Here is a 19,002-nt window from a genome sequence, read left to right as displayed (position 1 = left end):
TCCTCCGGTTTTGGAGGAATTATGATAAAAACAATAAATTCAATTTGCACCCTCGTTATTGTAGCAACGGCAATATCGTCTTCAGGAGTGATGGCCATGGATAGGATCACAGGTAAAGCCTTCGCAACGCGATCAGAAGTGTATGCAACCCAAGGGATGGCGGCGACCAGTCAGCCTTTAGCCACGCAAGTCGCTATTGATATACTCAAACAGGGCGGCAGTGCGGTCGATGCAGCGATTGCCGCTAACGCCATGTTAGGGTTAGTCGAGCCAACGGGCTCGGGTGTCGGCGGGGACTTATTTGCTATCGTCTGGAGCGCAAAAGATAAACGCCTCTATGGTCTTAATGCATCGGGGCGCAGTCCCAAATCCTTAAGTTTAGAAAAGCTTAAATCCCTCGGATTAGACTATTTACCGCCGCTTGGACCTTTGCCTGTTTCTGTACCGGGCACTGTGGACGGTTGGTATGAGCTGCATAATAAGTTTGGTAAATTAGCTATGGCTTATAACCTCGCGCCTGCCATTCATTACGCCCGTGATGGTTTCCCTGTGTCAGAGTTGATTGCCTATTACCTTGATGGCAGTGGTAAAAAACTGGCTAAATTCCCCGGTTTTAAAGAAACCTATATGCCTAATGGTAAGATGCCTACCGTAGGGGAAATCTTTAAAAATCCCGCGCTTGCTAACACCTATGAGAAAATTGCCAAGGGCGGCCGCGATGCTTTCTATAAAGGTGATATCGCCAAAAGTATCGATAAGTACATGAAATCCCAAGGTGGTTATTTAAGTTATGATGACTTAGCGAGCCATACTAGCGACTGGATAGATCCCGTTTCGGTGAACTACCGTGGTTACGATGTGTGGGAACTGCCACCTAATGGTCAAGGCATTGCGGCGCTACAAATCTTAAAAACTATGGAGCCCTTTAATGTGGCTGCCATGGGCTTTAATAGTCCTGAATATGTTCATTTATTTGTCGAAGCAAAGAAACTCGCCTTTGCCGACAGAGCTAAGTTTTATGCCGACATGGCCTTTAATAAAGTGCCCGTTACCGAGCTTATCTCACAGAAATATAACTATGATCGCGCTAAGTTGATTGACCTTACAAAAGCCGCCAAAAGTGTCGATGCGGGTAATCCAGCGTTGCAACATGGCGATACTGTGTACCTGACTACTGCCGACAAAGATGGCAACATGGTGTCACTCATTCAGAGTAATTACCGTGGTATGGGGTCAGGGATGACACCGCCGGATCTCGGCTTTGTGCTGCAAGACCGCGGGCAAATGTTTGATTTAACGGAAGGGCGTTTTAATACCTACGCACCGGGCAAGCGTCCATTCCATACCATTATTCCGGCTTTTGTGACCAAAGACGGTAAACCTTGGCTGAGCTTTGGGGTGATGGGCGGAGCGACTCAGCCACAAATGCACGCGCAGATTGTAATGAATCTGATTGATTTTAAAATGAACTTGCAAGAAGCGGGCGATGCCCCCAGAATTTTGCATATGGGTTCAACCGAGCCCACAGGCGAAGTGATGAATGATGGTGGCTACGTCAGTCTGGAATCAGGTTTTCCGGTAGAAACCCGTCGTGAGTTGATTAAGAAAGGCCATGTGCTGCGTGATGGACTTGGGGAGTTTGGTGGCTATCAAGCCATTGGATTTAATGCCGAAACTGGCGTATATCGTGCGGCCTCTGAGAGTCGCAAGGATGGTCACGCCGCAGGCTATTAACACTAAGATAAATGCTAAGGTAAGCTCAATACTGAGTGAACCTGACGTCATGGATTCGATTTAACTGATTGGCGAGACTTTAATGGTCTCGTCAATTTTTATGTTTAAGGGTCTGGGGTGGGATAATGCTCCGCTATTGGCATTATCATAAACAGATCAGAGCAAACTGTGCGTTAGTTAATGTCATTTTTAGGTAAAGTTGCGGATAATATTGCCGAAAATGAATTTAGAAAAAGGGTGATAACCAAATGGATATTCAAAATATGCCGCGTGAACAGTTGGGTGTGTGTGCAGAGGGGAACTTACACAGTGTCTATTTGATGTTTAATGCCAATGACAATGTCGAGTCGCAATTACGTCCCTGTCTTGCCAACGTTGCGCAGTATATTTATGAGCTGACAGATCAATATTCCGACAGTGCATTCAATGGTTTTGTTGGTATTGGTGCTAATTATTGGGATAGCCTCTATCCTACTGCTCGCCCTGAACTGCTTAAACCTTTCCCTGCGATGCAAGTGGGCAGTCGTGAAGCGCCTGCAATTGAATATGATTTATTCGTGCATATTCGCAGTGATCGTTACGACATTCTGCATTTAGTGGCGAATGAAATCAGCCAAATGTTTGAAGACTTAGTGGAGTTAGTTGAAGAAGAGCGTGGCTTTAGATTTATGGATAGCCGTGATTTGACTGGTTTTGTCGATGGCACCGAAAACCCTAAGGGGCGCCACCGCCAGGAAGTGGCACTTGTGGGTGATGAGGATCCTGAGTTTAAGGGTGGCAGCTATATTCATGTGCAAAAATATGCCCATAACTTAAGTAAGTGGCATAGGTTACCAGTTAAAAAACAAGAGGATATAATCGGTCGTACTAAGCAAGATAATATCGAGTATGAATCTGAAGATAAGCCACTGACCAGCCATATTAAGCGCGTTAATCTTAAAGATGCCGCTGGTAAGTCAATGGAGATCCTGCGTCAGAGTATGCCCTATGGTTCGCTGAAGGAGCAGGGATTAATGTTTATCTCTAACTGCCGCACGCCAGAACATTTTGAAAAGATGCTGCATAGCATGATGTTTGGTGATGGCGAAGGCAATCATGATCACTTGATGCATTTTACTAAGGCGATGACAGGTTCATCTTTCTTTGCCCCTGCATTGGATTTTATGCTGCAGTTCGACGAATAAGCTTTCTATAATCAAGCCGAATTAGTATCAATCGAGACGCACTTAAGCTAACGCCTAAGTGCGTTTTTTTATGCTAATGCGCGGGAACCCATTTTTTGATATCGAGCTGCCATTGCAGGGCGGTGAAATCGATAAAGGCGCGCACTAGATTTTGCTGATAACTGCGGGACAAATACACTGCCCACAGGGTTTGGCCTGGTGTCGTAAATTCAGGTAGGACTTCTTTGAGCTGACCACTGGCAAGGTACTGGTTAGCCAAGTCACAGGGTAAACGCACTATGCCATGTCCACGTAGCGCCGCACTGACCAACACTCCCATATCGTTAGCCCTAAGATTCCCTGTAACTTTGACGTGCTCGGCTTGCAGTTCTTTTAGAAAAGGCCAGTTTTGTTGCGCTGAGTGTATGAGGCAGTTGTGGGCCAGTAGATCAATGGGTTCGAGGAGTGGCGTTGCGCTATCAAGATAGCTCGGCGCCGCGCAAAGTACCGCATCTATGGTCATCAAACGCCGAGCTATGAGATTCTCATCGGGCTGCTCGGTATAACGTAGCGCCACGTCGACTCTTTCATCTACCAATTGCGCAAAACTGTCCGACATCACCAGTTGAATGTTGACCTTAGGATGAATTTTAATAAAGCGATCGACGACATCAAATAGACTGTGCTGCCCAAGACCAATAGGCGTAGCGATACGAATATTGCCTACCAGTTCACTGTTATGGCTGTGGGCACGACTCTCCATGGCAGCAACTTCACTTAAGATCCGCTGGCAAAATTGTAGCGCTTCCTCACCCTGCAAAGTCAAGCTGGCGCTGCGCGTGGTGCGGTGTAATAAGCGTAAACTCAACCACTGCTCCACTTCTTGAATATGACGGGAAACCTGCAGGCGGCTGAGGTCTAAATGTTCGGCAGCTTTGGTAAAGCTGCCACAGTTTGCTACTTCGACGAAACTGCGTATTGCGGCAATTTTATCCACATTAGTATCCTATATTGAAACAATCATGCTCAATTATTGATGTTTATTAGGTGAAAAACTGCAAGTAAACTGGATCCAATGTAAATCATCTGAGTGAGACAATGAAATGAAAATCGCAATTTTAGGTGCAACGGGTTGGATCGGTGGTGCAATTTTAAAAGAAGCACAGAGTCGTGGACATCAAGTGACAGCGTTAGTGCGTGACCCAAGCAAGTTATCCGTGGCTGATGTGGCAGTACGTGCCGTGGATTTAGAGCAGCCATTGGTCGCCGATACCTTTGCTGGCGTAGATGTCGTGATTGCCGCCGTTGGTGGCCGCGCCCAACAAAATCATGGTCTAGTGGCGAGTACGGTTCAGCATTTACTGGATGTGCTGCCTAACGCTAACGTGCCACGTTTATTGTGGGTCGGTGGTGCTGGGAGTTTAGAAGTGGCACCGGGGGTGACTTTGGTTTCTAGCCCAGATTTTCCCGCTGCATATAAAGATGAGGCGTTAGCTCAGGGTGAAGCCTTGCAGGTATTCCGTGCGGCGCAAACTGCAATTAATTGGACCTTTGTGAGCCCAGCCGCTGAGATTTATCCTGGCGAGAGTGAAGGTCCATATCGCCTTGGTGGCGACAGCTTCTTTACCGATGCTAATGGTCAAAGCCGTATCTCTGTAACCGATTACGCAAAAGCCATGGTAGATGAAGCCGAAAAGGGCGCTCACCCAAACCAGCGCATCAGTGTGGCTTACTGATATCGTTATAGTTGAGTTAGAGATTGTGAGTTAGATATTGTGCTGGAATGTGTAACGTAATCGGGACAATGGCCAAATAACCAGCGCTATATTGCACTTCAAAATGTACAGATAAAATAGAACAGGTCAGCTCACTGACCTGTTTTTTTATTCTGCGTAATTGAATAAAGATTTGATGGTTTCTAAGGTATCGGCGATATCTTGGATGCTCGATGGGCAAATAAAGATAGTGTCATCACCGGCAATCGTACCCAAAATGCCTTCTGGTTTACCAATAGAATCCAATAAACGGGCAATCAGCTGCGCGGCACCTGGGCTAGTTCGCACGACGATCATCGCTTGGTTGTGATCGACGTCGAGTACCAAATTCTTCAGTGGGCTACCCGCGGTGGGTACGCCTAATTCGGCTGGTAAGCAATACACCATCTCTTGCTTAGCGTTGCGAGTCCGCACTGCGCCGAACTTGCTGAGCATGCGTGACACTTTTGATTGGTTAATATTACCAAAGCCTTCAGCTTGCAAGGCGGTGACGATTTCACTCTGAGAGCCAAAGCGCTCTTCTTTTAAAATCGACTTAAAAATTCTAACAAGGTCATCCTGATTCTTGGTCGTTTGCATAATATTATTATTCGTTATTCAAAAAAACAGGCCCATTTTGAATATTTTTAGAAAAATTGTCAACAAATAACCAGATTGGTTGAATAAAAATTCACTAGCTCTCAGTGGTTAAGCGTTTGTAGGGGGCGTAAAAATCCCAATTTGAGTAATTGTTCTACATTGCTTCTACGTTATTCCGGAATTCTTTTGCCCCACGACTAAGGGATAATTGAAATTGTTGTGACATTCCAGTAATGTGACGCCAACGCAAATTAGATCCATGTCACACATATCCGAGAAATAACGGAGATAACTATGAAAGTTGCTGTACTTGGTGCTGCTGGTGGTATCGGCCAGGCTCTTGCCCTACTGTTAAAAACTCAATTGCCTGCGGGTTCACAATTGTCTCTATATGATATCGCACCGGTAACTCCGGGTGTTGCGGTTGACTTGAGCCACATTCCAACTGCTGTTGAAATCAAAGGTTTTGCTGGTGAAGATCCAACGCCTGCCCTAGTGGGTGCTGACGTTGTTCTAATTTCTGCTGGTGTTGCACGTAAGCCTGGTATGGATCGTTCAGATCTGTTCAATATCAATGCCGGTATCGTTCGCAACCTGATCGAAAAAGTAGCGGCAACTTGCCCTACGGCTTTGGTTGGCATTATCACTAACCCAGTTAACACGACTGTAGCTATCGCTGCAGAAGTGATGAAAAAAGCGGGTGTTTACGATAAAAACCGTCTGTTCGGTATCACGACTCTAGACGTGATCCGTTCTGAAACTTTCATCGCCGAATTAAAAGGCCTGAACGTTGCTGACGTTAAAGTGAATGTGATCGGCGGCCACAGCGGCGTGACCATTCTGCCATTACTGTCTCAAGTTGAAGGCGCGACTTTCACTGACGAAGAAGTGGCAAGTCTGACGACTCGCATCCAAAACGCGGGTACAGAAGTGGTTGAAGCTAAAGCCGGTGGCGGTAGCGCGACTCTGTCTATGGGTCAAGCGGCTTGCCGTTTCGGTCTGTCTCTGGTTCGTGGTCTGCAAGGCGAAGCTAACATTGTTGAATGCGCCTATGTTGACGGCGGCAGCGAGCATGCTGAATTCTTCGCACAACCTGTGCTGTTAGGCAAAAACGGTATTGAAAAAGTACTGCCTTACGGTGAAGTGAGTGCATTCGAAGCTAACGCTCGTGATTCTATGTTAGATACGCTAAAAGGCGATATCAAACTAGGCGTTGATTTCGTTAAATAATATTTCGGATAATCTTTTTAGATTATGAGGAATTAAAAACGGAGCCATTGAGCTCCGTTTTTTTTATGCCTGGGTTTTACACTTTACCAAGCTAATTCAGCGGCGCTTAGTGGGAATTTGGCAATTATCGTCGCAGCGGGCTTTGCCCGTCAGTAAATAAGAGATGCGATATCTGTGTTTTGCGAATCTGAGATAGCACCAATCGGCGACAGTTTTAATCACGGGCAGGCGTAATAGTTGGATCCAAGCGCGCGTCCCTGTCAGTGCCCACGCTTTACAAGTGACATCTAACCCGAGTAACACTTCGCCCGTTGCGGTTTCGCCATGGAGAATCGTATTGGCGTAGTCTCTATCGATATGGCTGAAGCGCTCACTAAAGTCTGGCGCATTTAAATCCTCAAGCGCAATCAAGTTCTTCGGATCGCGCGCTTTCAGTTGACGCATTTCGGCGCTACATAATGGACAATTCCCATCGTAAAAAATCCGCAGTTCCATCGGTATTACCTCTGATGACTTGATCACAATACTTGGTCTAAGCTCTTGGCTTGAGTACTTAAGCTTGGTTTTCTTCTACCCTATACGCAGAAAAAAGGGTTTTAGATCGAAGCGATTGTAGAACGGATCCGCATCTCATTCGGCTTTTTATTAGGTTAAATTTAAACGAGTGCAGTAACATCTTGGTTATTCATCAGTTTAACTTGATTGCTGATTTTTAAGTGAACAAGGTAAAGCCTGACAAATAACGACTCAAAAGGATAGGTATGACATCTCCCATCATTATCACAGGCGTGGGTAAGCGCATAGGTTACGCCTTAGCCAAACATTTTCTCGCCCAAGGTCAGCGCGTGATTGGTACTTATCGCAGCCATTACGCTAGCATTGATGAGCTGAACGCCTTAGGTGCGACCCTGTATCCCTGCGATTTTTATGATGATGTCCAAGTGAGATCCTTAATTGCTGAGTTAGCTAAATTGCCGCAAATTCGCGCCATTATTCACAATGCCTCAGACTGGCAGCCTGATCCTGTGCTTACAAAGAATGAGCCTTTAAAGAGTGCCACTTTTACAATGAGTGAAGTGCTGCAGCGGATGATGCAAGTGCATGTGAGCGTGCCCTATCAGTTGAACTTGGCCTTAGAGGCGCAGCTACGTGCTGGCGATGAAATCGGCGGCAGTGATGTGATTCATATTACTGACTATGTGGCAGAGAAGGGCAGTCAGAAGCATATCGCCTATGCCGCCAGTAAAGCCGCGCTGCATAATATGACGCTATCCTTTGCCGCCAAATTTGCGCCTGAGGTCAAAGTGAATTCGATTGCGCCAGCGATGATCCTATTTAATGCGGGTGATGACGCTGCCTATCAGCAAAAAACCTTAACCAAAGCGCTGTTGCCGAAAGAGGCGGGGAATGAAGAAATTATCGACTTAGTGGAATATCTGCTGAATAGCCACTACGTCACCGGTCGTTGCCATAATGTCGACGGCGGCCGGCATTTAAGGTAGAGATGGTTCTAGAATCTAGATTCTAGAAGGAGCGAACGACTGCATGATCTATTTTGTTTCATACCAAATATGACATTTTCACCCTCCATAGTGGTCAGATGTAGGAGGTAGAACTCTTTAATAAAAAGAGTGCAGGAGCAGTTATGGAGCAACGCTCTGCTTTTTCTAGCAGCGAAGCGCCCTAGCTTCTAGATCCTTCTTTTTCAAAATGTCAGTACCCGACTTGGGGTGATGATGAACGGTAAAGGCACATCCCAATACTCGCAGGGTAAACTCGTCACTTGCTGACAGTCGTGGGCGTAACCCATAGGCAAAGGTTTACCCTTAAGCTGCCAGTTCGCCAGCGTCCTATCGTAATAACCGCCGCCCATGCCCATGCGATTGCCCATTAAATCAAACGCCACTAATGGTGTGATAACAACATCTAATTCTGTCACTGGGATAATGGCGCGCACATCTAATTTAGGTTCTAAGATGCCGAATTGATTCGCCTGCATGGGGGTGTCTGCGGTGTAATGCAGGAATAACAATTGTCCGGCATTGAAGGGATGTAACCTAGGCAGATAGGTGTTTATGCCCATTTGCCACAGCGCAGCGATCAGCGGTGGCGTGGCGAGTTCGCCATCATGGGTGAGATATAATGCCACATGTTGCGCTTTGTTGGCCTGCAATGCATCGAGCATTCGCTGGCAGGCGTTTAAACTTGCTTGGGTTTGTTCTATTTCGGAGAGAGATTTACGGGCGGTGCGAATGGTTTTGCGTAACAGATTGCGGCTTTCTTTTGTATGGAGTGCGATATTTGCCGCATAGTTTGCGACATCTACGGCATCAGCGACTTCTACGGCAAGGTGCGCCGTGTCGCTTTGGGTATTCAAATGAGAAAGTTTGGAAGATGTAGACATAGAATTAAGATGCTCCCCAGAATGCCGCTACCGGTGTAGCCCTTGAACCGTAGGTTCAAGGCGGGTAAATGATTACCTCCTAAGGCTTCTCGGTACAAGCCGAGCATGCACAATGTCAGTAAAGCATTCACCCTGAGATAAAAATTATCGGCACAGGGACATTACCAGTTGGCATGCATCCCAGGGAGCAAAACGGTATTGAATCGCTAAAGCATTGGTTTATTTAAATAAGCAAGTTTAGCCATTCACTGTGCGTCAGTTGGTTTAACTCAATGAGTGTTAAATCACTAAGGTGCACAGTTTAAATCTATTTAGTTGAACGCTCAACTAAGGCACTTTCGAGGGTCGACTGCAGCAAGCTGATCCTGTCGTCCATCTGTTGCATATAGTGCTTATTTTTTTGCTTTTCTTGGAACAACTCGTGCCCAATATTCAGCGCCGCCATAATCGCAATTTCTTCACGGCTTAGGCTATTGGTTCGGGTTTTTAACGCACTGAGTTGTTGTTCAACTCCTAACGCTACCGTACGTAAGGCATCCTCTTGACCTTTCGGGCAAGCGATAGAGTAGGTGCGCCCAAGTAGGGTAATTTCAACAGCACTGTTACTCATGTCGCGGGTGATCCTTTCGTTAGCCTCTTAGGGCGGACTATATAGGGCTGATCTTAAAAGTGCAAGGTAAGCCGCAAATGGATTGGTCTTTGACGGTTTTGTTTGCTGTTTGTGTGAGCAGTTGGATAGTTTTTTATCAGGGCGTGGCCGATTTCGCCATTATTGGGATTCAGTATTGGTTCAAGTCTTTATCTCTGCTAGCATTGCTGCTGGAAAAATCTTATTGGGATCTGATATGGCAACCCCTCCTTCGTTACGTATCGACAGCTTAAAACTCGCCTTAGATGCGGCTGAAATCGGCCAGCATCCGGTAGAAGTTCACGGTGCTTTAGTCGGTTTAATCTGCGGTGGTGTAGAGCAAACTGGCGACACTTGGATCAAGCCTTTATTCGACCTGATGAACGATGGTCAACCTTTGCCAGCACAGTTGCACCAATTAGTGTGTGATTTGTTTAACGATTCAGTGACGCGTTTAGTGGATTTTGAATTTGGTTTCATGCCGCTGTTGCCCGAAGAAGAAGAGCCGCTCAGCCAACGTGTTGAAGCCTTGTCCCTGTGGACCCAGAGTTTTTTGACTGGCATGGCGATTATTCAGCCGAAACTGAATCAAGCCTCGGCAGAAGTACGTGAAGTGATCAAAGACTTGGCGGAAATTGCCCAAGTGGAATTTGATGTTGCCGACGATGAAGAATCCGAAGCCGCTTACACTGAATTACTCGAGTTTGTACGTATTGCAGCCATCATGTGTTACTCGGAGTTTGGTCCTGAGCTTCCCCATGGCGAGGCTGACGATACTGCGGTGGTGCATTAATTTACCGTAGTTGTTTAATGTTCAATAAGTTAACACAGTAGTGGCTTCATTAGATGTCAAAGGTGGGCAAACCTGCCTTTGAGTCCATAGCACTGGTGTTTTTGAGTGCATAGCATTGATGTTTACATCTTTTCTGTTTACATGCCTTAGTGTTATGCCAAAGCTTGAATGAGATCCCCATGACGGCCACAAATCACATGGATACTTCAGTTCAACACGTCGACATCGCAATTGTAGGCGGTGCGATGGCGGGGGCGACACTAGCGTTAGCTCTCGCGCGTCTTTCTTTATCCGCAGCTCGGCCACTTTCTATCGCCTTAATCGAAGCGCACCTTCCCGATAAGCAACACCCCGGGTTCGATGCCCGCTCTATTGCTATCGCCCACGGTTCTATTTTCGAATTATCCCGTTTAGGTTTATGGCAAAAGCTCGCCCATTTGGGCACTGCGATTGAAAATATCCATGTGTCGGATCGCGGCCACTTTGGCATGACAGAACTCAATGCGGCGCAGTTTCATTTAGATGCCCTAGGCCAAGTAGTTGAGCTTGAACGAGTTGGCCAAGTGCTGTTTAACGAGTTGAATAAGAGTAATGTCAAACTCTATTGCCCCGCCAAGCTTGCCCAAGTAGAACCCGCCGTTGAAGGTCACACCTTAGTGCTCGATACGGGCGAGCGAATTAAAGCCAAACTTGTGGTTGCCGCTGATGGTTTGCAATCCAAAGTGCGCAGCAGTTTTAATTTGCCTGTGACCCAAGTGGCCTTTGAGCAAACGGCCATTATTGCCAATATTCAAACTGCCGATTTGCCAACCAATAGGCCTCACAAACATTGGGCCTATGAGCGCTTTACCCAAACGGGTCCCTTAGCGTTGTTGCCTATGGCCGATATTCAAGGTCAACCTCGCTTTTCTCTCGTGTGGGCGCTTGATGATGTGCGGGCTAAACAGATGCAAGACGCGCCTAAGGCTGAGTTTTTAGCGGCGCTGCAACAGGCCTTTGGTTATCGTGCGGGCACGTTTATCGATGTCAGCGCGCGCCATGCGTATCCGCTTAATTTGTCCTATATGCCAAGGCCAATTCATCACAGATGTGTGTTTATCGGCAATGCGGCGCAGACACTGCATCCGATTGCGGGGCAAGGGTTTAACTTAGGACTGCGGGATGTGGTGAGTTTGCTCGAGGTGATCCAAACGGCGCTCGCGCAGGGTGACGATATCGGCTCCGCCGCTGTGACCCATGCGTACCTTAATGCCCGCGAGCACGACAGAAACAGCACTATCCGCAATATCGAATTTTTAGTCCGTGGCTTTTCAAACCAATATTGGCCGATGGCGCTGGGGCGTAATCTGGGATTACGGCTTTTGTCTTGGTTTCCGCCACTGAAAACCCCCGTAGCTCAAAAGGCAATGGGCTGGAAATAACTCAGCAATTTACTGGTATCGCAACGCGAAAAGGATGTACCCATGTTAAGTTCACAAGCCTATGACATCGCCATTGTGGGTGGCGGCATGGTGGGACTCGCCACCGCGATTGGATTGGCGCAGGCCGATCTGAATGTCGTCGTTATCGATGCGGGCCACACTGAGGCCGTGAGCGGCGAGCCGCGTTTACGGGTGAGCGCCATCAATAAGGCGAGCCAGCGCTTGTTAGAAAACTTAGGGGCATGGAGTTATTTAGACACTTCCCGCGCCACGCCTTATCAAAAAATGGCGGTGTGGGATAAAGACGGTTTCGGTAAAATTGCCTTTGATGCCAACAGCATCAGCGAAACCAGTCTCGGCGCGATTATCGAAAACGATGCCATTAGCTTTGCCCTCGCCAAACGTGTCAGTGAGTTTGACAATATCACCCATATTCAAAACCAACGCATAGAGCGCATTGCTTTTGGTGAGCGCGAAGCTTGGTTGACCCTTGCCAATGGCGTCGATTCTGAAATAGAAAGTGTCAGTGCCGCACTTGTGATAGCCGCCGATGGCGCCAACTCTTGGGTGCGCGAGCAGTGCAAGATCCCGCTGACCTTTTGGGATTACGGCCACCACGCAATCGTCGCAACTATTCGCACCGAAATGCCACACCTTGCCACCGCCCGCCAAGTGTTTTTGCAGGACGGCCCGCTAGCATTTTTACCTCTGTATGAAGACAATCTCTGCTCTATCGTCTGGTCGGTGCCGCCCGAGCGCGCCACTGAATTATTGGCAATGGACAAAGTGCAATTTGAGCGCAACTTAACCGCTGCTTTCGACGGTCGTTTAGGGATTTGCAAGCTGGAAAGCGAGCGCCAAGCCTTCCCATTACGGATGCGCTACGCCCGCCATTTTGCCCGCCACCGTTTAGTGCTGGCAGGTGACGCAGCCCATACTATCCATCCGCTGGCTGGCCAAGGGGTGAACCTCGGCTTTTTAGATGCGGCCAGCATTATCGAAGTGATCAGCGAATTACAGCAAGCGGGTAAAGATATCGGCGATTATGCCCAGCTGCGTGCACTTGAACGTTGGCGCAAAGCCGATGCAATGGAGATGATCGCGGCGATGGAGGGCTTTAAACGCCTATTCGAAGGTTCAAACCCAGTCAAAAAGGCGATTCGCGATCTGGGATTAAATCTGGTTGATAATGTCGCTGGGCTGAAAACAGTGTTCATACAACAGGCCATGGGCAATAAGTCGGCACTGCCTAAGTTGTGCCGTTAGCCTAGGTTGCGCTAATGTGATCAGAATTGCCGCTAATATCAGCATATTGACTGCAAGCTGCGCAAATCTGGCCTTCGCATGTAAAAAAATTACATATTGAAGATGAGAAAATCTAATGACAATGACTTCGGATTAGAAAAATCTCTTGTATACAAATTTGTGACGCAAGGTATAATTTCGCCGCATTTTAGACCCTAGTATCTACACCCTACACTAGGCAGAGACCTGAAAAAGGCCGCAAAAAGGGATAACAATGGCTAACAAAACTATTCTGTTTAACAAGCACTTAGAATCAAACGCTAAGATGGTCGACTTCCACGGTTGGGATATGCCCCTCAACTATGGTTCACAAATCGAAGAACACAACGCTGTGCGTCAAGACGCGGGTATGTTCGACGTATCCCACATGACTGTGGTTGATGTGATAGGTAGCGACGCTGGTGCATTTCTACGTAAGTTGCTGGCGAACGATGTGGCTAGACTTAAAGTGCCAGGTAAAGCCTTATACAGCGGCATGTTAGATGACAATGCCGGTATCATCGACGACCTCATCACTTATTACCTCACTGACACTAACTACCGCGTGGTAGTGAACTCAGCGACCCGCGAAAAAGATCTCGCTTGGATCGCCAAGCAATCCCAAGGTTTTGATGTCACTGTGACTGAGCGTCCTGAGCTGGCGATGATTGCCGTTCAAGGTCCTAACGCAAAAGCGAAAGCCGCTGCCGTGTTCAGTGCCGAGCAAAACGCCGCCATCGAAGGCATGAAACCTTTCTTCGGTAAGCAAGCAGGCTCACTGTTTATTGCGACTACGGGTTACACAGGCGAAGCGGGCTACGAAATTATCGTCCCAGAAGATGAAGCCCAAGCCTTGTGGCAAGCATTGTTAGATCAAGGGGTTAAACCTTGTGGTCTTGGTGCCCGTGACACGCTGCGTCTCGAAGCTGGTATGAATCTTTACGGCTTAGACATGGACGAAACCATCAACCCATTGGCCGCCAACATGGGCTGGACTATTGCATGGGAACCAAACGACCGTGACTTCATCGGCCGTAAAGCCCTCGAAACACTTCGCGATGCCGGAACCAGCAAACTTGTTGGTCTAGTGATGGAAGAAAAGGGCGTGTTACGCCATGATATGCCAGTATTTTTCACCGACTCAGCCGGTGTAGAGCAACAAGGCGTGATCACCAGCGGGACTTTCTCGCCAACATTGGGCTATTCTATTGCGATGGCACGTGTTCCTAGCTCGATTGGGGATACTGCGGAAGTCGAAATGCGTAAAAAACGTGTGGCTGTTAGAGTAGTGGCGCCAAACTTTGTGCGCAACGGTAAACAAGCATTTTAAAAAAACGGAACAAGGAACAAGAACAATGAGCAATATTCCGACAGAACTGAAATACGCCTCTTCACACGAATGGATCCGCAAGGAAGAAGACGGTAGCTACACAGTAGGTATCACTGAGCACGCCCAAGAGCTGTTAGGTGACATGGTTTTCGTTGAACTCCCAGAAGTTGGCGACACTGTGACTGCGGGTGAAGACTGTGCTGTAGCTGAATCAGTAAAAGCGGCGTCTGACATTTATGCCCCCATTTCTGGCGAAGTGATTGCCGTGAACGAAGCGCTGGAAGATTCGCCAGAACTCGTTAACAGCAGTGCTTACGGCGAAGGCTGGTTCTTCCGCGTAATGCCTTCTGACGAATCAGAAGTCGACGCTCTGCTGGATGCTGAAGGCTACCAAGCTGTTATCGACGAAGAATAATCGTCGACGCTAACGAAGCCCTAAGGGGCTTCGTTTGTTTTAGCGCAAGATTGACATAACAACAGTCCGTTAATCAGTACCCTACAGTTCTGAATTTCGGCAAATCTGGAACAAGGTTTATCATGACCAAGCAAACCCTCACTCAGTTAGAACAGCACGATTTATTCCTACGTCGTCATATCGGCCCAGATAGCAGCCAACAGCAAGCCATGCTGAACTATGTTGGTGCTGAGTCTCTGGACGATCTGACCGCGCAAATTGTGCCTGAGTCGATCCGTTTAAGCCAAGATCTGAGCATTGGTGATTCCTGCGGCGAAGCCGAAGGCATTGCTTACATTCGTGGTTTAGCGAAACAAAACCAAGTATTTAAGAGCTATATCGGCATGGGTTACTACGGCACTCAAGTGCCAAACGTGATCCTGCGTAACGTATTTGAAAACCCAGGTTGGTACACGGCTTATACGCCATATCAGCCAGAAATCGCCCAAGGCCGTTTAGAAGCCATTCTAAATTTCCAACAAGTGTCGATGGACTTAACGGGTTTAGATTTGGCTTCTGCTTCTTTGTTAGATGAAGCAACTGCTGCTGCCGAAGCGATGGCGCTGGCAAAGCGCGTTTCTAAAGCGAAAAAAGCCAATATCTTCTTCGTTGCCGATGATGTGTTCCCGCAAACCTTAGACGTAGTGAAAACCCGCGCTGAGTGTTTTGGTTTTGAAGTGGTGGTTGGCCCTGCATCTGAGGCCGTTAACCATGAGCTGTTTGGTGCTTTGTTCCAATATACTAACCGTTTCGGTCAAATCACTGACTTCACTGAATTATTCGCAACTCTGCGTGCGAAGAATGTGGTTGTGACTGTCGCCGCCGACATTATGTCCTTGGTATTACTGAAATCACCGGGCGCTATGGGTGCCGATGTGGTATTTGGTAGTGCACAGCGTTTTGGCGTGCCAATGGGTTTTGGTGGCCCACACGCGGCCTTCTTCGTTGCCCGTGACGAGCACAAACGTTCTATGCCTGGCCGTATCATTGGTGTGTCAAAAGACGCCCGTGGTAACCGCGCACTGCGTATGGCAATGCAAACTCGTGAGCAACATATCCGCCGCGAAAAAGCCAACTCAAACATTTGTACTGCACAAATTCTGCTAGCGAATATGGCGTCTTTCTACGCCGTATTCCACGGCCCAGATGGCCTGAAAACTATCGCGTCACGCATTCACCGTTTCGCCGACATTTTAGCGGCAGGCTTAAAAGCGAAGGGCGTGAACTTAGTCAACAGCACTTGGTTTGATACAGTTAGCATCAAAGGCTTAGATGTTGCTGCCGTCAATGCACGCGCACTGGCTGCTGAAATGAACCTACGTTTCGATGCCGATGGTATTGTGGGCGTGAGCTTAGACGAAACCACGTTGCGCACAGATATCGAAGCCTTGTTCGATGTGATCTTAGGTGCCGGCCATGGTTTAGATGTTGCCGCGTTAGACGCGCAAATCGTGAGCCAAGGTAGCCAATCGATTCCGGCGGCACTCGTGCGCCAAGATGCGATTTTAAGCCACCCAACCTTCAATCGCTATCAAAGCGAAACCGAGATGATGCGTTATATCAAACGTCTCGAAAGCAAAGATTTAGCACTTAACTACTCGATGATTTCACTGGGCTCTTGCACCATGAAGTTAAACGCAGCGGTTGAAATGCTCCCTGTGAGCTGGCCAGAATTTGCCAACATGCACCCATTCAGCCCACTGGATCAAGCCAAAGGCTTTACTCAGTTGATTGAAGAGTTGTCGACTTGGTTAGTGAACATTACAGGCTACGACGCTGTGTGTATCCAACCTAACTCTGGCGCTCAAGGTGAATACGCTGGCTTGTTAGCCATCAAGAAATACCATGAGTCACGCGGCGATGCGCACAGAAACATCTGTTTGATCCCGCAATCTGCCCACGGTACTAACCCTGCATCGGCGCAATTAGCCGGTATGCAAGTGATAGTTACTGCCTGTGACAAGCAAGGTAACGTCGATTTAGATGATCTGAAGACCAAAGCCGCCGAAGTGGCTGAAAACCTGTCTTGCATCATGATCACTTACCCATCGACCCACGGTGTGTATGAAGAATCTATCCGCGAAATCTGCGACATAGTGCATCAGCACGGCGGTCAAGTGTACTTAGACGGCGCTAACATGAACGCGCAGGTTGGCTTAACGTCTCCTGGCTTTATCGGTGCCGACGTATCACACCTTAACTTGCATAAAACCTTCGCTATTCCACACGGCGGTGGTGGTCCAGGTATGGGCCCAATCGGCGTGAAAGCCCACTTAGCGCCGTTCGTTGCCGGCCACGTTGTGGTTAAACCGGGCCGCGTGAGCGACAACAACGGCGCCGTATCGGCTGCACCTTACGGTAGCGCGGGCATTCTGCCGATCAGTTGGATGTACATTAAGCTGCTTGGTTCAAAGGGCCTGAAAAAGTCGACCCAAACTGCGCTGTTAAACGCTAACTATGTGATGAAGAAGCTGTCTGAACACTACCCAGTATTGTTCCGTGGCCGTAACGATCGCGTCGCGCACGAATGTATTATCGACCTACGCCCACTGAAAGAAGCCTCAGGTGTGACCGAAATGGATATCGCTAAGCGTTTGAATGACTACGGTTTCCACGCACCAACCATGAGCTTCCCTGTTGCGGGAACCCTGATGATTGAGCCGACGGAATCTGAATCTAAGGTGGAACTCGATCGTTTCATCGACGCTATGGTGTCAATCCGCGCCGAAATTGCCAAAGTAGAATCAGGTGAATGGCCAGTGGACAACAACCCGCTGCACAACGCACCGCACACTATGGCCGATATCATGGACCCAGAGTTTGATACGCGTCCATACAGCCGCGAAGTGGCCGTGTTCCCAAGTGCTGCAGTACGCACTAACAAGTTCTGGCCAACTGTCAATCGTATCGATGACGTGTACGGCGACCGCAACCTAATGTGTAGTTGTGCGCCATTATCAGACTACGAATAATAATTGCTGCTTAGGCTAGCTACTGCGGCGTTGAATGAGGCTTTCGCATAGCTCGAAATCGAGAGTTTGACAGGAGTCAACTCCGCGCGAAAGCTTTCAATCCGCCTTGCATTAGCTTCGCCAGCAACGCAATTATGGACATACAAAAGCGAACCCTTAGCGGTTCGCTTTTTTATTGGTTAGTTTTAATTCTGCTGGGATTGAGCTGCTAATTAGCTTTATAAGTCGCTGATAATGCGGTGTTGTTAATTGCCTGCCGCAGGCTCTTGCACTGTTACACCAGTGACACGCCGTGGATACATCCCTGTAGGCTCTACTAAAACATCCTGTTTTAGAAGGTCACTGGTGCAACAATGCCTGTTCTGGTGTAACCATTGAATGAAGAGTTATACCTGTTCTGCTTTTAGCCCTTGACGCTCTTCTAATAGCCCAACAAGTGACGTGCCGCCTATTATCTAAACATGAGCCTTCCTGTAGGCTTTGCTTCAACATCCATGTTTTAGAAGGTCATTAGTGTAACTATCTTAAGTTTACTCTGACCTCATTTATTCCCTAACACTCTTCTGGATGAAAATAGCCCAGATTGATTCTTAATCATGACTGACAAACCCCAATTCACCTATCAAATCCCTAACTGCCACCATGTCTTCTTTAGCGAGTAAATCGTGATCTAATGCCAAAACCAACCTCTTCTTGGCACGAGTAAGAGCTACATAGACTCGTTTCCACTCTTTATTAAAACGATTCGCTTTGCCAATACCATTTTGGGTTAAGTATTTCAGGGTGTTAGAGCTAAGTATGATTACACACGTATCGGCATCCAATCCCTTAATCGAGTCGATACTTTGGACTTTGTATTGAACGTCATTTTTTGTGCATGAATTGCACAGCTCATGTAATTGGGCGAAGTGCTGTTTATTAAGAGTTAATGAATGCCGAGCAATGAGTTTGCTTATGGCTCGCTTATTATCTTCATCGATTGCATCGTTGTAGTGGTCAAGTAAAATTGGCCACGGTTTTAGAGTCATTCCAATATAAACGTTCTGACTCATTTGGCGTTAACCCACCATTATATTGATGGGGTCTGGTCTCACTGTAATATCCAGTGATGTAATTTGTGATCTCTTTATCTGCTTCTGTAAAATTCCCATAACCACTGGCGGGTATCCACTCAGATTTCAAACTTCTAAAGAAACGCTCCATTGGTGCGTTATCCCAACAATTCCCGCGACGAC

The 19,002-nt window shown here is 47.6% G+C and carries 18 protein-coding genes and 1 other RNA gene; 11 read left to right on the top strand and 8 right to left on the bottom strand.

Annotation, left to right across the window (positions count from 1 at the left end; genetic code table 11):
- Positions 1-21: 21 nt before the first annotated feature.
- A complete protein-coding gene (gene ggt / locus L5M38_RS02155) occupies positions 22-1,734 on the top strand; it encodes a gamma-glutamyltransferase (protein WP_263178191.1) in 1,713 nt (570 codons plus the stop codon).
- 248 nt (positions 1,735-1,982) lie between these two features.
- Positions 1,983-2,918, top strand: a complete 936-nt coding sequence (locus L5M38_RS02150; RefSeq protein ID WP_263178189.1) for a Dyp-type peroxidase — start codon at positions 1,983-1,985, stop codon at positions 2,916-2,918.
- A gap of 73 nt (positions 2,919-2,991) precedes the next feature.
- Here the strand turns inward: L5M38_RS02150 and L5M38_RS02145 are convergent, their stop codons facing one another.
- A complete protein-coding gene (locus tag L5M38_RS02145) occupies positions 2,992-3,894 on the bottom strand; it encodes a LysR family transcriptional regulator (RefSeq protein WP_263178188.1) in 903 nt (300 codons plus the stop codon).
- Positions 3,895-4,000: 106 nt separating this feature from the next.
- On the opposite strand from L5M38_RS02145, the gene L5M38_RS02140 reads away from it, so the two are divergent.
- Positions 4,001-4,633 carry an NAD(P)-dependent oxidoreductase gene (locus L5M38_RS02140; protein WP_263139682.1) on the top strand — a complete coding sequence of 211 codons (633 nt, stop codon included), beginning with the start codon at positions 4,001-4,003 and terminating at the stop codon, positions 4,631-4,633.
- A gap of 147 nt (positions 4,634-4,780) precedes the next feature.
- Here the strand turns inward: L5M38_RS02140 and argR are convergent, their stop codons facing one another.
- Positions 4,781-5,251 carry a transcriptional regulator ArgR gene (gene argR / locus L5M38_RS02135; RefSeq protein WP_006080175.1) on the bottom strand — a complete coding sequence of 157 codons (471 nt, stop codon included), beginning with the start codon at positions 5,249-5,251 and terminating at the stop codon, positions 4,781-4,783.
- A gap of 294 nt (positions 5,252-5,545) precedes the next feature.
- Between argR and mdh the strand changes: the two genes are divergently transcribed.
- Positions 5,546-6,481 (top strand): malate dehydrogenase, encoded by a 936-nt coding sequence (gene mdh / locus L5M38_RS02130; protein WP_105250210.1) that lies wholly within the window; start codon positions 5,546-5,548, stop codon positions 6,479-6,481.
- A gap of 96 nt (positions 6,482-6,577) precedes the next feature.
- Here the strand turns inward: mdh and L5M38_RS02125 are convergent, their stop codons facing one another.
- Entirely contained in the window at positions 6,578-6,976 is a 399-nt protein-coding gene (locus L5M38_RS02125) for a thiol-disulfide oxidoreductase DCC family protein (RefSeq protein WP_173247430.1), read from the bottom strand.
- A gap of 266 nt (positions 6,977-7,242) precedes the next feature.
- On the opposite strand from L5M38_RS02125, the gene folM reads away from it, so the two are divergent.
- On the top strand, positions 7,243-7,983 hold the full coding sequence (folM, locus tag L5M38_RS02120; protein ID WP_263178187.1) for a dihydromonapterin reductase: 741 nt from the start codon (positions 7,243-7,245) through the stop codon (positions 7,981-7,983).
- Positions 7,984-8,186: 203 nt separating this feature from the next.
- Here the strand turns inward: folM and L5M38_RS02115 are convergent, their stop codons facing one another.
- The 3 genes from L5M38_RS02115 to L5M38_RS02105 all read right to left on the bottom strand — a co-directional run bounded on the left by L5M38_RS02115 (position 8,187) and on the right by L5M38_RS02105 (position 9,495).
- Positions 8,187-8,885: a 5-formyltetrahydrofolate cyclo-ligase gene (locus L5M38_RS02115; protein ID WP_263178185.1), complete on the bottom strand. Its 699-nt coding sequence runs from the start codon at positions 8,883-8,885 to the stop codon at positions 8,187-8,189.
- 9 nt (positions 8,886-8,894) lie between these two features.
- A non-coding RNA gene (gene ssrS, locus L5M38_RS02110) (6S RNA) lies at positions 8,895-9,075 on the bottom strand.
- 117 nt (positions 9,076-9,192) lie between these two features.
- Positions 9,193-9,495 (bottom strand): cell division protein ZapA, encoded by a 303-nt coding sequence (locus L5M38_RS02105; protein WP_105250206.1) that lies wholly within the window; start codon positions 9,493-9,495, stop codon positions 9,193-9,195.
- A gap of 235 nt (positions 9,496-9,730) precedes the next feature.
- Here L5M38_RS02105 and L5M38_RS02100 point away from each other — a divergent pair, with 235 nt between their 5' ends.
- The 6 genes from L5M38_RS02100 (at position 9,731) to gcvP (ending at position 17,767) form a co-directional block, all read left to right on the top strand.
- The gene (locus L5M38_RS02100) at positions 9,731-10,306 is read left to right on the top strand and encodes a UPF0149 family protein (RefSeq protein WP_105252998.1); all 576 of its coding nucleotides are present in this window, start codon (positions 9,731-9,733) and stop codon (positions 10,304-10,306) included.
- Between the two features lie 179 nt (positions 10,307-10,485).
- The gene (gene ubiH, locus L5M38_RS02095; RefSeq protein WP_263178183.1) at positions 10,486-11,727 is read left to right on the top strand and encodes a 2-octaprenyl-6-methoxyphenyl hydroxylase; all 1,242 of its coding nucleotides are present in this window, start codon (positions 10,486-10,488) and stop codon (positions 11,725-11,727) included.
- Between the two features lie 42 nt (positions 11,728-11,769).
- Positions 11,770-12,993, top strand: a complete 1,224-nt coding sequence (locus L5M38_RS02090) for an FAD-dependent monooxygenase (RefSeq protein ID WP_263178182.1) — start codon at positions 11,770-11,772, stop codon at positions 12,991-12,993.
- A 253-nt stretch (positions 12,994-13,246) separates the two neighbouring features.
- Positions 13,247-14,341, top strand: a complete 1,095-nt coding sequence (gcvT, locus tag L5M38_RS02085; RefSeq protein WP_212599688.1) for a glycine cleavage system aminomethyltransferase GcvT — start codon at positions 13,247-13,249, stop codon at positions 14,339-14,341.
- 25 nt (positions 14,342-14,366) lie between these two features.
- Complete coding sequence (gene gcvH / locus L5M38_RS02080; protein WP_011845766.1) at positions 14,367-14,756, top strand: glycine cleavage system protein GcvH; 390 nt, start codon at positions 14,367-14,369, stop codon at positions 14,754-14,756.
- A 122-nt stretch (positions 14,757-14,878) separates the two neighbouring features.
- A complete protein-coding gene (gene gcvP, locus L5M38_RS02075; RefSeq protein WP_263178181.1) occupies positions 14,879-17,767 on the top strand; it encodes an aminomethyl-transferring glycine dehydrogenase in 2,889 nt (962 codons plus the stop codon).
- A gap of 590 nt (positions 17,768-18,357) precedes the next feature.
- Here gcvP and L5M38_RS02070 read toward each other — a convergent pair.
- Both L5M38_RS02070 and L5M38_RS02065 read right to left on the bottom strand, forming a co-directional pair.
- Entirely contained in the window at positions 18,358-18,819 is a 462-nt protein-coding gene (locus L5M38_RS02070) for an AAA domain-containing protein (RefSeq protein ID WP_263178180.1), read from the bottom strand.
- Positions 18,764-19,002 (bottom strand): integrase core domain-containing protein (locus tag L5M38_RS02065; protein WP_263146819.1); only part of this gene is annotated, 239 nt, incomplete at its 5' end. The genes L5M38_RS02070 and L5M38_RS02065, both read right to left, overlap by 56 nt.

The sequence above is a fragment of the Shewanella sp. SM101 genome, assembly GCF_025654465.1.
Classification (GTDB): Bacteria; Pseudomonadota; Gammaproteobacteria; order Enterobacterales; family Shewanellaceae; genus Shewanella; species Shewanella oncorhynchi.
The sequence above is the reverse complement of the archived record's forward strand: the minus strand, read 5'-3'. Positions and strand labels throughout refer to the sequence as shown.

Excerpts from the sequence above, each read along its gene's own strand:
- ggt (WP_263178191.1), top strand. The coding sequence starts at position 22 with ATGATAAAAACAATAAATTCAATTTGCACCCTCGTTATTGTAGCAACG.
- L5M38_RS02150 (WP_263178189.1), top strand. The coding sequence starts at position 1,983 with ATGGATATTCAAAATATGCCGCGTGAACAGTTGGGTGTGTGTGCAGAG.
- L5M38_RS02140 (WP_263139682.1), top strand. The coding sequence starts at position 4,001 with ATGAAAATCGCAATTTTAGGTGCAACGGGTTGGATCGGTGGTGCAATT.
- argR (WP_006080175.1), bottom strand. The coding sequence starts at position 5,251 with ATGCAAACGACCAAGAATCAGGATGACCTTGTTAGAATTTTTAAGTCG.
- mdh (WP_105250210.1), top strand. The coding sequence starts at position 5,546 with ATGAAAGTTGCTGTACTTGGTGCTGCTGGTGGTATCGGCCAGGCTCTT.
- L5M38_RS02125 (WP_173247430.1), bottom strand. The coding sequence starts at position 6,976 with ATGGAACTGCGGATTTTTTACGATGGGAATTGTCCATTATGTAGCGCC.
- folM (WP_263178187.1), top strand. The coding sequence starts at position 7,243 with ATGACATCTCCCATCATTATCACAGGCGTGGGTAAGCGCATAGGTTAC.
- L5M38_RS02115 (WP_263178185.1), bottom strand. The coding sequence starts at position 8,885 with ATGTCTACATCTTCCAAACTTTCTCATTTGAATACCCAAAGCGACACG.
- L5M38_RS02105 (WP_105250206.1), bottom strand. The coding sequence starts at position 9,495 with ATGAGTAACAGTGCTGTTGAAATTACCCTACTTGGGCGCACCTACTCT.
- L5M38_RS02100 (WP_105252998.1), top strand. The coding sequence starts at position 9,731 with ATGGCAACCCCTCCTTCGTTACGTATCGACAGCTTAAAACTCGCCTTA.
- ubiH (WP_263178183.1), top strand. The coding sequence starts at position 10,486 with ATGACGGCCACAAATCACATGGATACTTCAGTTCAACACGTCGACATC.
- L5M38_RS02090 (WP_263178182.1), top strand. The coding sequence starts at position 11,770 with ATGTTAAGTTCACAAGCCTATGACATCGCCATTGTGGGTGGCGGCATG.
- gcvT (WP_212599688.1), top strand. The coding sequence starts at position 13,247 with ATGGCTAACAAAACTATTCTGTTTAACAAGCACTTAGAATCAAACGCT.
- gcvH (WP_011845766.1), top strand. The coding sequence starts at position 14,367 with ATGAGCAATATTCCGACAGAACTGAAATACGCCTCTTCACACGAATGG.
- gcvP (WP_263178181.1), top strand. The coding sequence starts at position 14,879 with ATGACCAAGCAAACCCTCACTCAGTTAGAACAGCACGATTTATTCCTA.
- L5M38_RS02070 (WP_263178180.1), bottom strand. The coding sequence starts at position 18,819 with ATGAGTCAGAACGTTTATATTGGAATGACTCTAAAACCGTGGCCAATT.